The organism is Candidatus Cardinium sp. cByotN1 (genome assembly GCF_022810525.1).
In the GTDB taxonomy this organism is placed as follows: Bacteria; Bacteroidota; Bacteroidia; order Cytophagales; family Amoebophilaceae; genus Cardinium.
Genome location: NZ_JAACGG010000011.1, coordinates 1 through 15,230 on the forward strand (window position 1 = coordinate 1; position 15,230 = coordinate 15,230).

13 protein-coding genes are annotated in these 15,230 nt (G+C 36.0%); 9 read left to right on the top strand and 4 right to left on the bottom strand.

Annotation, left to right across the window (positions count from 1 at the left end):
- Positions 1–330: 330 nt before the first annotated feature.
- Together ruvA and yidC are read right to left on the bottom strand one after the other, a co-directional pair.
- Positions 331–924 (bottom strand): Holliday junction branch migration protein RuvA, encoded by a 594-nt coding sequence (gene ruvA, locus MUW73_RS00430; protein ID WP_243018006.1) that lies wholly within the window; start codon positions 922–924, stop codon positions 331–333.
- Between the two features lie 45 nt (positions 925–969).
- Positions 970–2,748 carry a membrane protein insertase YidC gene (yidC, locus tag MUW73_RS00435; protein WP_243018007.1) on the bottom strand — a complete coding sequence of 593 codons (1,779 nt, stop codon included), beginning with the start codon at positions 2,746–2,748 and terminating at the stop codon, positions 970–972.
- Positions 2,749–3,050: 302 nt separating this feature from the next.
- Between yidC and MUW73_RS00440 the strand changes: the two genes are divergently transcribed.
- Together MUW73_RS00440 and MUW73_RS00445 are read left to right on the top strand one after the other, a co-directional pair.
- Positions 3,051–3,641, top strand: a complete 591-nt coding sequence (locus MUW73_RS00440) for a ribonuclease HII (protein WP_243018008.1) — start codon at positions 3,051–3,053, stop codon at positions 3,639–3,641.
- A 42-nt stretch (positions 3,642–3,683) separates the two neighbouring features.
- Positions 3,684–5,675 carry a ComEC/Rec2 family competence protein gene (locus MUW73_RS00445; protein WP_243018009.1) on the top strand — a complete coding sequence of 664 codons (1,992 nt, stop codon included), beginning with the start codon at positions 3,684–3,686 and terminating at the stop codon, positions 5,673–5,675.
- A 74-nt stretch (positions 5,676–5,749) separates the two neighbouring features.
- Here MUW73_RS00445 and MUW73_RS00450 read toward each other — a convergent pair whose 3' ends face one another.
- Both MUW73_RS00450 and MUW73_RS00455 read right to left on the bottom strand, forming a co-directional pair.
- Entirely contained in the window at positions 5,750–6,499 is a 750-nt protein-coding gene (locus tag MUW73_RS00450; RefSeq protein ID WP_243018010.1) for a hypothetical protein, read from the bottom strand.
- Positions 6,500–6,550: 51 nt separating this feature from the next.
- Complete coding sequence (locus MUW73_RS00455) at positions 6,551–7,957, bottom strand: sodium:proton antiporter (RefSeq protein ID WP_439099491.1); 1,407 nt, start codon at positions 7,955–7,957, stop codon at positions 6,551–6,553.
- A gap of 162 nt (positions 7,958–8,119) precedes the next feature.
- On the opposite strand from MUW73_RS00455, the gene MUW73_RS00460 reads away from it, so the two are divergent.
- The 7 genes from MUW73_RS00460 (at position 8,120) to MUW73_RS00490 (ending at position 14,880) form a co-directional block, all read left to right on the top strand.
- Positions 8,120–8,593 (top strand): YcxB family protein, encoded by a 474-nt coding sequence (locus MUW73_RS00460; RefSeq protein ID WP_243018011.1) that lies wholly within the window; start codon positions 8,120–8,122, stop codon positions 8,591–8,593.
- A 182-nt stretch (positions 8,594–8,775) separates the two neighbouring features.
- Positions 8,776–10,551 carry a SurA N-terminal domain-containing protein gene (locus tag MUW73_RS00465; RefSeq protein ID WP_243575140.1) on the top strand — a complete coding sequence of 592 codons (1,776 nt, stop codon included), beginning with the start codon at positions 8,776–8,778 and terminating at the stop codon, positions 10,549–10,551.
- A 132-nt stretch (positions 10,552–10,683) separates the two neighbouring features.
- Entirely contained in the window at positions 10,684–11,697 is a 1,014-nt protein-coding gene (locus MUW73_RS00470) for a DHH family phosphoesterase (RefSeq protein ID WP_243018013.1), read from the top strand.
- 5 nt (positions 11,698–11,702) lie between these two features.
- A complete protein-coding gene (locus tag MUW73_RS00475) occupies positions 11,703–12,773 on the top strand; it encodes an FKBP-type peptidyl-prolyl cis-trans isomerase (RefSeq protein WP_243018014.1) in 1,071 nt (356 codons plus the stop codon).
- Positions 12,774–12,866: 93 nt separating this feature from the next.
- A complete protein-coding gene (locus MUW73_RS00480; protein WP_243018015.1) occupies positions 12,867–13,436 on the top strand; it encodes an ankyrin repeat domain-containing protein in 570 nt (189 codons plus the stop codon).
- A gap of 42 nt (positions 13,437–13,478) precedes the next feature.
- Positions 13,479–13,799 carry an Asp-tRNA(Asn)/Glu-tRNA(Gln) amidotransferase subunit GatC gene (gene gatC, locus MUW73_RS00485; protein WP_243018016.1) on the top strand — a complete coding sequence of 107 codons (321 nt, stop codon included), beginning with the start codon at positions 13,479–13,481 and terminating at the stop codon, positions 13,797–13,799.
- 19 nt (positions 13,800–13,818) lie between these two features.
- On the top strand, positions 13,819–14,880 hold the full coding sequence (locus MUW73_RS00490; RefSeq protein WP_243018017.1) for a lysylphosphatidylglycerol synthase transmembrane domain-containing protein: 1,062 nt from the start codon (positions 13,819–13,821) through the stop codon (positions 14,878–14,880).
- The last annotated feature ends 350 nt before the right edge of the window (positions 14,881–15,230 follow it).

A 15,230-nucleotide genomic window follows, 5' to 3' on the forward strand; every position in this document is an offset into this window, starting at 1 on the left:
CCTGTTTGAAGCCCGCGAAGGGGGCGAGCTCTGTTTTTCCAGCTGTGAGGGCTGCTTTCTGCAACTTTTTACCCAGGGCTTGATTTTTTGCTTACTTTTTTATCAAGAAAAAAGTAAGTTAAAAACATCTATTTGCCACTGACTTGAACAGGTACTTTTTATCAGCGCTTGATTTTTTGTCCACTTTTTGATCAAGCAAAAAGTGTTATAAAAAAGCTTTTTTTACCATTTCCCTGAACAAATACCGTGTAAATAGTGGTGATCCTTTATAGCTATAATCAATACAAATTTTGATATATTCTTTATTCCTCATAAACAGCTAGGTCACTTCTAGGCATGTGGCTGCAATGCTTTTTTAATAAGCTCTTCCAAAGTAAGCGAGGTTATAGCCTCTTCTCGTACGGTTGTAATTGCTTTTTCTGCAACTTTTTGGGTAAGCCCTAATTTCATTAAAGCCATGATGGCATCTTGATCTAGCTTGCTGTTACTAGCTTGTGGTAAAGTAGTTTCTGCCATCACATGTAGCTTTTGTGCTTTATCTGCTAATTCCAGTATCAAGCGTTGTGCAGCTTTTGCACCAACACCTTTAATAGAGGTAAGCAAGCGCACATCTTTACTTAGAATAGCCTTGTGTAAGGCTACTGGTGTGAGAGAAGACAAAATGGTTAAAGCAATCTTTGGCCCAATACTACCAACAGAAATAAGGTGCAAAAACCATGATTTTTCTTCTAGCGTATAAAAACCATAAAGGGTAGAAGCATCACTTTTTACCTGCATAACGGTAAATAAAGTACAACTATCTAATAGTTTGATTTGATCAAAAGTATATAAAGAAATCGGTAATTCATATCCTACCCCTCCCACATCTAAAACAACATAAGTCGGTTCTTTGTGCAATAATTTTCCTATAAGTTGTGCAATCATTAGATTTAATAATATAAGATCACCCTTGCTTGGTATGCTTGGCAGTTATTTCTTTTTCTTATTATTGGCTTCAATGGCAGCAGTAATCCTAGATTGAAAAGAAAGCTTAGTACTTTGACTTGAACTTTTTTGCCTAGCAATGAGTTTTTCTTTAATACTATCTGTATTAACCCAATAGCTAATAAGTTTTTGCTGCAGGAAAGTCATAACATTGGAAATACAATAGTAAAAACTTAATCCAGCAGGAAACGTATTTAGAACAAACATAAAAGCAAAAGGCATAATATAGGAGAGTAGCTTCATAGGGCCTTCCTTTGGACTACTCTGATTACTAGATTGGGTGTATAAAATGGTTGATAGCACCATCAACAAGGTAAACAAACTTACATGGTTACCATAGACTGGTATAGTAAAAGGAAGTTGCATAATGCTATCATAGGTTGACAAGTCATGTGCCCATAAAAAAGAGGCTTGTCGTAGTGCAATAGCATGAGGAAAAAAGTTAAACATAGCCAATAGAATGGGCATTTGGAGTAGGATAGGCATACAGCCACTCAATGGGTTAATGCCTAACTCTCTATAAAAAGCTACTTGTTCAAGCTGTGCTTTTTGTAAATCATTTTTATATTTCTCTTTTATCTTATCCAATTCAGGCTTTAGGATCTGCATTTTAGCCATGGAAATAAAAGATTTATAAGAGAGTGGTGCCAAGAGCAACTTAATGATGAGAACCAATAAAAAGATAATTAGCCCATAATTAGAAAAATGTTTTTCCAAAAAAGAAAAAAGTGGAATAATTAGTCCTTTATTTACCCACTTGACAATCGTCCACCCTAAAGGTAAGTTTTGCTCAAACCCTTTTGTAACCTTTTTAAGAACTTTATAATCATTGGGACCAAAGAAAAAGGTGAACTTGCCATTGCACTTTGCTTGATCGTCTTGTTCCGTTGATAATGCTAAAGATAGATGAGCAGACTTGGTAACACCAGGCGATTGGACTGGTTGCATATGTAGTTCTCCCCTAGCAAAGGCATCTTCAGCAATAATGGCAGAAGAAAAAAAGCGCTGCTTGATACTAACCCATTTGACAGGCACTTCTATTTTCTTTGTTTCAAGTTCTGTTGAAGATTCTTTTAACTTATCAAAAGTGTTATCCAATAAAGCATAATGAACCGTACTTCTAGAAGCATCTGCTTTATGATCCGCCTCTAAATTTTTCATATCCATATTCCATGAAAAAAGAGGATGTTTCCCTGTGTCAACAATACCAACAGCTTGCCAATCATAATTGATTTGATAGCTATCACCCGTAAATGCAAATGATTGCTCTAAATACTGAGATGGACTTAAGGCTAGTCGAAAAACTATTTTAACTGCTTGGGATTCTTTGAGTTTGTAGGTAGAGCTAGCTTGAGTTTGGAAATATAAAGCTTTGGTATCTATAAGTAGGTTTTGATAAGGAAAACAGAACCCCATATTACTGCTCTTTTCATCCAATAAGACTAGCTCTTCCCCATGCTGATCTTTGTATTTCTTAAGTATAACTTTTTTAATGATACCCCCTTTTGTGCTAAGTATAACTTTAAGTAACGTATTTTCAACAGTTATGTATTTTTCTTTCCCTTGAAGTGCAACCGAAAATGGAGTGTCCATCATTTGCTTGGTTGTATCAACTAAAGCCAATGGCCCAGTTGTTTGGCTAGTAGCGACAACTGGCGCTACAACAGGTTTTGTTTCTAACTTAGGTTTAAAAAAATAGAAGTAAACCAAAAAACCTACTGATATCAAGCATAAGCGAACAAATTTATTTTTGTCTGGAACCATATAAAACAAATGAAGCAGGTAAAAATTTAAACCAATAGAATAGCGTTATTGGCTGACACTATAATGGTACTTACCATATAGGTAAACGTAACTAAGCAAATATAATTATTCTTAAGAATAATATTATTGGAATGTTTCCAAATATTTTTTTCAAAAAAAATCAATACCACTGCTTGGTAGTATAAAAATTTTTATTTTGCAATAGATCTATTGGATAAAGGAATAGGTCTATTTAGGCATAGGTGCAATAACCAATATGAATATAGCCTTCGTTTAAGTAAATTAATTAAAATAGTTTATATATGGTCCGACTACATAGATCACTAAAATCTGAATACAACGATTATCATTTATCTCATATAGCTGGTTGCGATCATGCAGGCAGCAAAGCCATATCTGGCCCTATTGTGGGGGCAGCTGTCATCCTCCCGCATACATTTTATAACGAAATATTATACAATAGTAAGTCAATGACAAACTCACCTATTCACTTATATCTCAAGATTAAACACCATGCCGTTGCATGGTCTATCGCTATAGTAGACCATGAAAAAATTAATAGCATAGGCGTTGCCCATGCATCTCAGCTTGCTATACATAACGCAATTGAATCATTAACAAAATTACCTAATCTATTATTAATTTCCGGACAGTCGTTTGATGGCTATCAAACCATTCCACACCAATGTATTCCACAAGGCGACAAAATCTATGCAACAATTGCGGCAGCTAATTTACTGTCCAAAATCTATAGAGATCGTTACATGGAAAGATTAGACAAAGATTTTCCTGCTTATGGTTGGAAAAAAAATAAAGGCTATGCAACGGCCACACATAAGCAAATGCTTAAACAATTTGGGCCTACTTTATACCACCGAAAAAGCCTTGATTAGCCTTATCAGGTTTTAAACCTATTATGTAGTATAGTTAGTATTATGTCAAGTGTTACTACCTTACCCTTTTTCCGCCTAATACTAATTTATATAAGTGGTCTTTTATTAGCCAGCTATTACCTGGCAAACCGGGTCATTACACTTATGCTACTGGTTGGACTGATTATAGTTTATTTGGCTGTTTATATAAGGTCTGGAACCACTACTTCGGCATGGCTTAACCTAATAGGCTTGTTGGTGGTCTTTTTCATAGGCTACAGCAACCTATTATTGTCAATTGCAAAAAAAACGAGCTTACCCAAATGGATTGAAGATAATCAGCATTTAGAGGGTTATAGTGTTTGCATTGAAAAAGTCTATCATCCACTTAGCTGCAAAGCTTTAATGACTCACATAAGAAATCAAACAGGGTGGCACAATAATCATACTTATATACAACTCTATTTCTCTAAACAATCTAGTTACAAGCCCCAAAAAGGAGATAGGCTATTGATTGCTGGTACACCTGTTCGAAGGGTATCATCTGACCGTGTGCAACAAGCCAATCATCTTATATCACTCCCCTGTATACATCGTCATTTTTTAAAGCAAGTTGATCAAGATTTTAGCGTAGTGAACGACCAACTATTTTGTCGAAGTGGAAAATGGGCAGCAAGCATAAGAAAATGGTGTAGTCAAACCTTCCAAAAACAGCTCAAAGAGCAGCAATCTATCGCATTAGTCTCCACGCTATTATGGGGTGACAAAGAGGGGTTAAGCCTAGATTTACAAAAAGCCTACGCTGATACAGGTACGATTCATGTGTTAGCCATTTCTGGTTTGCACGTAGGCATGTTTTATGTTCTTATACATACTGTTTGTAGATTTATTTTTAGTAGCATATCACGTTTCATATTACCAGAGTTGTCTACATGCCTCTGGCTTTGGCTATATGCTTGGCTTTGCCATTTTGGACCACCTATACTCCGTGCAACGATTATGCTTACTATGGCTAGGTTAGGTTTTCTAATAGGGAGGGGATCAAATAGTTACAATGGATTGCTCACCTCTGCTTTTACACTATTATTATGGAATCCATGTTTATTATTTAACTGTGGTTTTCAACTCTCCTATCTGGCTACTCTAGGTATACTTTATCTACAACCCTACATCTATCGCTTCATACCTCTTCAGAATTATTGGCTACAAAAAATATGGACGGCTACTACACTATCTATTGCTGCACAATTAGGTACATTTCCGCTTATTCTATATTATTTTAAACAGTTTCCGCTCTATTTTATCGTTGCCAATTGGTTGGTGGTGCCTGCGATTTTTTTGATTCTGACGCTTAGTCTCGGATTATTAGTCGTTAGTCATTTGCCTATAGTCAATAAGTTACTGGGTTGTACTTTAGAAAAATTGATTTTTGCGACTAACGAATGGGTCTGCTGTGTAGCAAAATGGCCTATGAGTAGGCTTTCACTTTGTTTGGTAAATGGGCATACTGTTGCTCTACTATATATTGTCCTCCTGTTGGTTTGTCTTTTTTTTCAATATAAAAATCTTGTTTACCCTATTATAATCACTTTATGTACAGCCTTTTATACAGTAGACCAAATACAACGGATAATAACCGAACAAAAACAATGCCAGATGATTTGTTATAACAACCAGTCTCTATCTTTTACGCTAAAAGATGGTATAGAGACTTTAAGCTCCGATGCTTCTCCATGCACCACCAGTCTACTACACCATTATGCTGGAGGTACCATAGCCACTTGGTATAAAAAAATTATTCTTACCATGCATACTATTCCTGTTGATTGGTATGCATGGCGTGGCACTAAACTACCTATCGACTACCTACTCATAGAAGAAAGATTGCTAGATGATCTAGCGATTCTTTTTAAAGTCTTGGATATCAAAACATTGGTAATTTATACTACGCAAGTTCATGCATTGGTTTACTACCCAGCCATTCAAAAGTTAGGTATAGAAATCATTTGGCTAAAACCAGATGAACAAAAAAGCTTAACTTGGCCTAAAAGTTAACCCGATTGCAAAAGTTCTAATTAACTTAGCTGAATGACACCTATTTACCAATTTTTCAAGTAAATAGATAAAAGTTATTCACAAATCAACTGATTTTCAAACTCTAAATTAACACGACGGTAGGTATTCCATCCTTTATAAGGTATAACCTCCTTGTAGAAAAGCTCGAGTTTTTCAAACTTATTAGCTATATCCCGAGGATAGCCAAATTGTATTTGATGACCGCCTATTTGGGTTCCAAGTATGATTTTCCCATTATCTGCTACCTCTAAACTTGTAATCTGCCGTTGCCAAAAAGGATGGCTAGCAATGTATTGTAATAATGGTAACAATCCCTTATGATGTAGTTTACTTTTTTCAGTAATGATATTTCTACCCATTACCACCAACATGCCAAGTATTGGCAGACCCTTTAGCTCTATCATTCCGCCTTCTTCATCTACATAAATCTGTGAACCATTTGGCGCATTTAGTCTAATCATACGGGCAATAAAAAATTTCGTTACTAAGTCTACTTTTAAGGCACCGTTCCAAGTTTTATAGACCAGTACTGTCTTTATAAGAGGATGGCTTTTAAGTTCCTGTTGTATGGCATAGGTGTTAATCCTTTTTAATGGTGTTTTTTGTAATGCAATGTTATGTGTTGCTTGCAATAGATCAACAAGCTCTTGAGCGGTTAGAAAAGATTGTTCTTTATAATCTTGGATGGCTATTTCTATACTTTTGCATACTAAAGACGCATGCTTTTTCTTGACAAAAAGCATAGAGAAGCATAGACCAATCGTTAAAAACAAAGCCGTTACTTGGCTGACTATTTGACCCATTTTGTATAACTATTACTTCTAGATTAGGCTGGTTGCCAAAGCTGTATTTTGCTACAAAAAGAAAAATACCCAAATCATAAAAAGTACAGGGAGCAAAATAGGCATAGAAAAGCGAAAGATATAATGGCCAAAAGAAGGCATGGTTATACCTGCCTGCTCAGCAATAGATTTAACCATAAAGTTAGGGCCATTCCCAATATAAGTCATCGCACCAAAAAACACAGAGGCCACGGAAATAGCATTTAACCCAATAACTGAGTCAGGGTAGGCTCCTCCTGCTGCATATGCTTGCATATCGGCTACAAGTTGAATGTTAGCCCCCTGTGCTGCCATGCTAGCTGCTACAAAGTTTAGATAGGTAGGTGCATTATCCAAAATAGAGGAAAATACCCCTGTTCCCCAGTATAACGTAGTGGGTGTAATCAACTGTTTACCTTGCTGAGATGCAGCAAAGTCACCAATTAATTCAAGTGCTGGGATCATAGTACCAAAGATACCTATAAATATTAAGCAGACTTCGTTTAAGGGCTCAAAACTAAATCCATTGGATAACAATACTTTTTTGTTTGCTGTATAATAAGCAAGTGTAGCTACTATTAGCATAATCAACTCACGTACAAAAGAAATAGGATGACCATGGTAGTCAATAGTAGGCAACCAAGAAAAAATAGTTGGATCTAAAAAAACCGCACCAATGACCATAACCAACCAAATTACATTTTTGCCACCTGAAATAGAGATGGTGCCTTGGTAGGGCCTATCTTCTACTATTACCTTATGCCTCTTGTCAAAGCAATAAAAAATAGATAGTAACATGACAAGAGCCATCAACCATGGTTGACTATTATGTATTAGCGTCCATGTAAACGGTACCCCTTTTAGAAACCCTAGAAACAAGGGAGGATCTCCAATAGGCGTTAATGCACCTCCTATGTTACTAACTATAAAAATAAAAAAGACAATATGGTAGACTTTAATCCGACCTTTATTTAAGTCTAAATAAGGGCGTATAAAAAGCATAGAAGCACCAGTTGTACCAATTAAATTGGCCATTAAAGCCCCTATGCATAATAAAGTTATGTTGGCTAGTGGGGTAGCACGTTTGTTTACTTTAATAGAAATGGCTCCGGTTGTAATATATAAAGCAGTGATCAAAGCGATAAACTGTATGTATTCTGCTGCTGCTTCTACAGGCTTAACTTTGTTTTCTAAAACAATAAAATAGTATCCAATAACAAAAGTAGCTAGCAATATGGCTATCTTTGGGTAGTGTTTATGCCAAAAATTGGCAAAAAAAAGTGGGCCTGTAGCAATCATTAATAATAAAGCCATAAAAGGTATGGCCAACCAAAATGGAGGAGCCAGTAGATTATTATTTGTAGCCATGCTATATTGGATAGTATGGCATGGGGTAATCATAGAGAGCCTATGGCATAATAATGATGCGGTAGCAAACATAGATTATAGATTTATAGAATAACTTATGGCAACAACTAAACGTAAGCAATATACTTAAGTTATAGGTAAAATCACTATATTAGCCAGATGTTTTAGATAATAAAAATAGTTTAGCTAAATAGGGTTTCAATGCTTTATGTTTTAATTATTTCTTAAAAATTTATGATTGTCAAAACAAAAAAATATAAAATATCAAACAGTCTTTACATTAAATTAGGCATACAAAACATTTTGCGCATCCAATGGTGGATTTTTCCTCTTTTGGTGCTTTTTATGAGTAGTACCTTTTTTATAAAAACGATCTGGTTTGTTTTGGGTGGTATAATAGCTTTTGCCTTTTATCTGATCTTTTGGGTGATTCAATTTTATGGACTTACTCGGCTAGATACCAATCGTCTGATGTTTGAGCGTGTAGGTTATGAAATCAACAACCAACATTTGATGATGCAGATAAATGCCAAACAAGCCATGCCCATACCATGGATAGATATTAAAAAGGCCTTTAAGAAAAAAGGATACTTTCTGTTGGTGCTCTCTAAGGTGCAGTTTTTTTATCTTCCATTTAAAATATTTCACGGAGATAACGAGATTAAATTTTTTACAACTGTATTACAACGTAAAGGTCTATTGAAGTAACAACTGTCTATTATGATAGCTTATTTTGATTCTATCTTCTTAGGCGGTAAATTCACAGTAGGCTACTTTTAAAACGCTACTTTTGTTGCTAATTGGTAACGCATCAAGTTCAAAAGAAGTCTAGTAGTGTTGTGTAGCATTTCTCTGGCATCAGGTTTAATTATTAAAATTAGTTTGTATAGATGGCAATTCTTGGAAATTTTAGAAAAACAGGTAGTACCTTTGTTGTTGTGGTAATCTCTTTTTTTGTAATGATGTTTTTGGGTAGTGAATTGCCCCGACTAGTTCCTTATTTCTTTGCCAGTAAAGATCAAATTGGTACCCTATCTGGGCAGAAAATTAGCTGTATAGATTACTATAAGTTATGTGATGCTATTCGTGATCGTTACCCAAAAAAAGGGGAGCAACTGACCCAAAAAGATGCATCTCGTATAAAAGATTGTGCATGGCGTTATTTAATTGACCATATGCTATATAGTAAAGAGATAGAAGCGGCTGGTATGCTGGTAGGTCCTCGGGAACTAGTTGACCTGGTCCAGGGTGAACATATTGATGCAGAACTTTTAAGGGCTTTTAAAGATCCTAAAACAGACACATTTGATAAGCAAAAATTATTGAATTATCTAAAAGACTTAGACAAAAGCCAACAAGCATGGTGGTGTGAGATTGAAAAACAATTCGCTTTCAAAAGAGCCAAAGAGAAATTAAACCAATTAATGGTCAAAAGTTACTTGATGACTACATCAGAAATGGCCCAAGCTGCAAAACAGGCTGGCCTCTTTTGTACAGTAGATTATATTTACATTCCTTTTACTTCTATTAAAGATGATGTGGTTCCACCACTAACCAATCAGCAATTGCGGGATTACATGGTTGCCCACAAAAACCATTATAAAGCGCCATCAGATAGCAGAACTATTCAATACATTACCTTTCCTATTCAACCAGATGAAAAAGACCATTCTGATTTTCAGAAAGAGCTCAATTCACTTGTGGTTGAATTTTCCACTACAACTGACCCCTATACTTTTGCCAAGCAGCACACAGACGGCAATCCTGCAGATAATCAATTGGTTTGTACAGTCGATACGTTACCTCATGCTTTTAGGGCTATAAAGCATACGCTCAAAGTGGGTATGATTGTAGGGCCCATTGTCGATGATCAGGTTTATACTTTGTATAAGCTCATTAAACAGGGACAAGGCAATTATGAGATTGCATCCATAGAAAAAAAGCAAAAAGTCAGTGAACATACACGCAATAAGCATTTTACCCATCTGCAGCATCTTACTGGTCAATTAAAAAATGTAGCTGATTTAGAGCAATTGGCTACTAAGCAGCAGTTAACCATTCAGAAAGAGACTTTGGCCCCATCTGATAGTTCTATAGGTGTGCATGCAGCTGCCCGCAAAGTAGTCCGTTGGTTGTACCATGAGGCTAGCTTGGGTAAAGTTTCTCCAATTTTTGATGTAGGCAATGCTTATCTATTGGCTATTATGGTTGACCAGGTTAAGGCAGGCGATTTATTACCTTTGGATTCAGTCTTGCGAGAAGTATATTCAAAAGTGCTTCATCAAAAAAAAGCCCAAATAATTTTAGATAAACTAAAACAAGTTCAAGCTACTACACTACAAGGTATAGCAGAGCAGTATGGGGAGGATATAAGGGTAGAATCGGTAGCAGACTTGCGCTTTTTGGACAATGATCATGCATATCTTAAGCAAGCCCAAGCTTTTGTAGGAAGTTGTTTTGGGTTAAAGCTAAATGTGATCAGTCATCCAATTATTGACGAGCAAGGCATTTTTATAGCGTGTGTAAAAAATAGGGATAAGCAAGAAACAGAAGAAAAACATAGTGAACAGATGAGTCAGATAGAGCGATGGATGCAACCCCACTATATTACTAAGGCTATGGAAGAATTGGAGCAAATCACTGATGAAAGATATAAATTTGAATAGATTGGCTCTATCACTATAGCGCTAGTAAAGCAAGAAGTGGTTAGCGTTTCACCTATGATTCTTTTAATAATCACCTTTTTATAGATAAAATAATGCTTCTATATCCTAAATTTTTATTAGATTTTTCCTTATATGTACGATATATCTATTCTAAAAGAGCAGTTAGCTCAACCTAAGCAAGTTGCAGTTGTTATGCATGCTAGGCCTGATGCTGATGCGCTTGGGACTTCTTTGGCTTTAGCTTTATTTCTAAAAGCACAGGGGCATGCTGTACATGTAATTTCTCCAACGGAATATCCTAGTTTTCTATCTTGGCTTCCCGGAGTAGATTCTTTAGTAATAGCAGCCCACTATACACAGGAAGCTTTGTTGGAACAGATCAAGGGAATAGAGTTACTATTTTGTGTTGATTTCTCTGCTGCTAGTCGTTTGGATGAATGGGCCTATATATTGCGGCAACCTAATCTATTTAAAATTGTTATTGACCATCATATAGAACCAGAAGGTTTTGCAGACCATTTGTTATGGGATCCTAAAGCAGCTGCTAGTGCAGAGGTATTGTTTCAAGTTTTTGAAGCATTAGGCCAGAAAGATCAAATTACCCTTTCGATAGCCACCTGTTTGTATGCGGGTCTTCTAACCGATACGAATTCCTTTAAAAATCCAAATACTAGGTCTATAACCCATCGAATTGCAGCAGATTTGATAGAATTTGGTGTAGATACTTTTAAGGTGCAACGGCTTATTTATGATAATAAATCCCTTGACCGGTTGCGTTTTTTTAGTTTTGCAGTCAGCCAGCGTTTAGTTGTGCTATCAGAGTTGCAAGTAGCCTATTTTGTTATTCAAAAAGAAGATTATAAAAGATACGATTTAAAGAGTGGTGACACAGAAGGATTAGTAGACTATGCCCTATCCTTAAAAGGAATATCGTTAGCCGCTGTGCTAAAGGAAAAAGATGATATGGTATACCTTTCCCTTCGGTCTGTTGGCGATATACCAGCCAACTTAATTGCAAAAAATTACTTTCATGGCGGAGGCCATAAAAATGCTGCAGGAGGTATTTCCTATTTACGTTTAACTGAAACAGTCGATCGATTTGAAAAAATATTAAAAGACCTTCATCCTCAATTTAATTTTAACTAAAACATATGAAACCTAAAATAGTATACTGTTGGATATTGTTGGCATTAGCCGTGGGGCTTGCTTGGTACAATCATCAATACCATTGTTATGGCTATCCTTTTTTGACGAACCCATCCGGTCTTGCGTATAAAGCGATCGGACAAGGTAATGGAAGAAAAGTAAAGGATAATGAGTGGGTCAAGCTTTCTTTTGTAACGCACGTAATCCCCAAAGAAATAGTAGAAAAGGCTGAACAAAGTAGCGGTAAAGAGGTAGAAAAAGTGAAAAAAAGTATCCCTAAAAAAAGGATACTAATAGATCAATCCAAACCTTTTTTCTTGCAATTTGATGAATCTTTCCAATCAAAGTATAAGTGTATGGCTGAAGTGATTCATATGATACAAGAGAAGCAACAAATGGTTTTTAAATGCCCGCTTGGCTACTATTTCGAAGGAGAAGACCCAGAATATTTGGAGCAGATTTTAAAGGACACCAGTTTAAACAAAGAAGATGAACTCGTAACCTCTATGAAACTAGATAAAATTATGACTGATGCAGAATACAAGCAAATGTTAGCAACACGTCGTGCTACACAACTAGCTAAAGATAAAGAACTTATTACAAGCTATTTAGCTAAGCATCATATTGAGGCCTCTTCAACTGAATCTGGTCTTTTTTATATTATTGACCAATCTGCTGATGCTATGCCTGTGGTCAAGAATAAGACCGTTAAAGTCCATTATACTGGTAGATTATTAGATGGTTCTATTTTTGATACCAGTTTGGAGGAAGTTGCCAAGGCTAATAAACTCTATAATCCTCAAAGATCCTACAGTCCACTTGCACTTCCGGTAGGTGTTGGCTTAATTATTCCAGGATGGGATGAAGGCTTGTTATTGCTTAAGAAAGGTGAAAAAGCCCGTTTTTTTATACCATCTGCTTTGGCCTATGGTGAGCGTGGTGTACCACCGTTGATTCCTAGAAATGCGATTCTATTATTTGAGATTGAAGTTATAGATATTTGTGAGGCGGCTGCATCGCAGCCTAATGACTCCCATTCTAGTAAATCAAAATCTAGTAAATCAAAATCTAAGTAGATTGAAATCTAATTAAGTGCTTGCCATAACGTCATAGACATACTCATTGTCTTATTGTTAGTAATAGCTATATTAATTTTGTTGCGCTGTTATATGCAATACCTAACTTTATCTATTCTAATCTTTTGTTCCTTGCAAGCAAGGAGTTGTGGATGTACTCAAGTAGCACCAGAAGAGACCGATTTGATCGCAGCTGTGCAAAAAGGTAATATTGAAAGCGTTAGGGCATGTTTGGCTGAAGGTGCGGATCCGAATAAGCCAGATGAATATGGTACTCCAGTTTTATATTTGGCTGCTGCTTATGATACAACAGGTCATATAGTTAAGCTCCTGCTTGATAAAGGGGCAGCTATAGATACCAAAGATAAGGATGGTTGGACACCCTTGGATTGGGCAGACTATAAAAAGAATGAATCTGCTATGAAGCACTTGATTAACAAAGCAATAGATCTTAATTATACAAAGATTCGCTGCCAGAATGGCAAAAACTTGTTGCATTGTGCAGCTGCTTTATCAGGTGAGGAAAGTAAAGAGATAGTTCGTCGCTTATTAGTAGTATTGGATCCAAATGTACAAGATAGTAGCGGTTGCATACCATTAGACTATGTAGTTGCTAACAGAAAGGATCTTCTCGTTCAATTATTGTTGCACAGTCAGAACTAATATTCTTTGTATAGGATTAGTAATTTTTTATGTATTGGTTATATGATCATTGATAACGAACTTTTAAATAAATTGGCATATCTCTGTCGGCTTGAGTTACCCCCACATGAACGAGATACGATGCTCCATGACTTAAATGCCATGGTAGAGTGGGTAGAGCAATTAGATGAACTTGACGTTGACAATAGTATTGTCTTAGAAGAAGCTTCTAGATTAGAACCTGCTAGTTTACGTTCAGATGTTGTTTTGAATTCACTTTCCCATAAGCAGGCGCTAGCGCTAGCACCTAGCAGTGATTCAAACTACTTTAGGGTCCCCTCCGTGAAAGGGATATCAAATACAGAATTACCTGAACCCAGCTAAATTTAATCATTAAATTGATATGGATAGTCAAGAAGCACTTAAAACCTTAAATGTTAAAAAAGTATGGGTTCCTATATTATGTGGACTGGCCATCACAGGCTTTTTATTTTATAGATCTGGTAAAATTTCCCGTAAAATTGTTGTCTTATTAAGTGGGCCCAATTGGAGTTATTTGTGCCTGGCCTTGCTTGCTATTCTACTAAGAGAGTTCGGCCATATCTATAGGTTACGTATCTTAAGCAATAATAGCTTGAGTTGGAGGAGCTGTTCGTATGTTGCGCTGCTCTGGGAGTTTGGGACGGCTGTAACCCCATCTGTAGTAGGAGGAGGGCTAGTAGCTATTTTTCTCCTATCTAAAGAAGGATTATCTATGGGTAGATCGATTGCCTATATTGTTGTAACAGGCATTATGGATAATCTTTTCTTTCTTTTAGCTTGTTCACTTGGTTTGGGGGGTGCCTATGAACCAATTTTTGCTATGGCAGGCTCATTAAGTAGTAGCATAAAAGGCTTTTTTTTCATGGTTTATGCTTTTTTCTTTGTTTATAACTTGGTTATGGCAATTGGTGTTTTTATCAATCCCAATTTATTAAAGTGGATGTTAATTTACGTGACCAGCATTGGTTTTCTAAAGCGATGGCGTCGGTCCGCTTATCAGCTTAGTAAGGATATAATGATTACCTCACATGAGTTTAGGGGTAGAACACTTTTTTTTTGGTCTAAAATATTTCTTTGTACCTTTTTGACCTGGATGGTGCGCTATATATTGATCAATTGTTTTATAGCCGCTTATTGTTCGGTTTCTTTTAGTGAGCATCTAGCCATTTTGGGGAAACAAGTGGTTATGTGGGCACTGATGTTGATTCCTGTTTCTCCTGGCGGAAGTGGCATTGCAGAATTCTGGTTTCAGAACTTTTTTGAACCTATGCTAGGTGACTATACCTTATTGATAGCACTCTTATGGCGCATGGCTACTTTTTATCTTTATTTGATATTAGGGGCTTTTTTATTACCTAAATGGATTCAAAACAGCTTTAAAACTAAAGAATCCTTATCTGCTTACGAAATTGGCCAGAAATGAATTTTTTCAAGCTACTTATATTTTATTAACGTCTTTATTAACGTCACTTGGCTATTAGATAGATCTAATCTATTAATCCCATTATGAACAAGTTCAGGTTAATACTTTACTTAAAAGTAAAATAAGTGGTAACCTTCTAAATTTTATTGTATTGCTTGAGCTACCAATAGAGTGATGAATATAAAGTTTTTAATCTATTGATTATACTGTGTGATATTCCTTTGCTAATTGTATTAGTTCATCCCTTAAAGGTATCTGTTCCTGACACTGTTAAAAAATGAATTTTTTCAAGCTACTTTTTGCTTGAAAAAAAAGTAGCCAAAAAATCAAGCGCTGATGAAAAAAGTTAC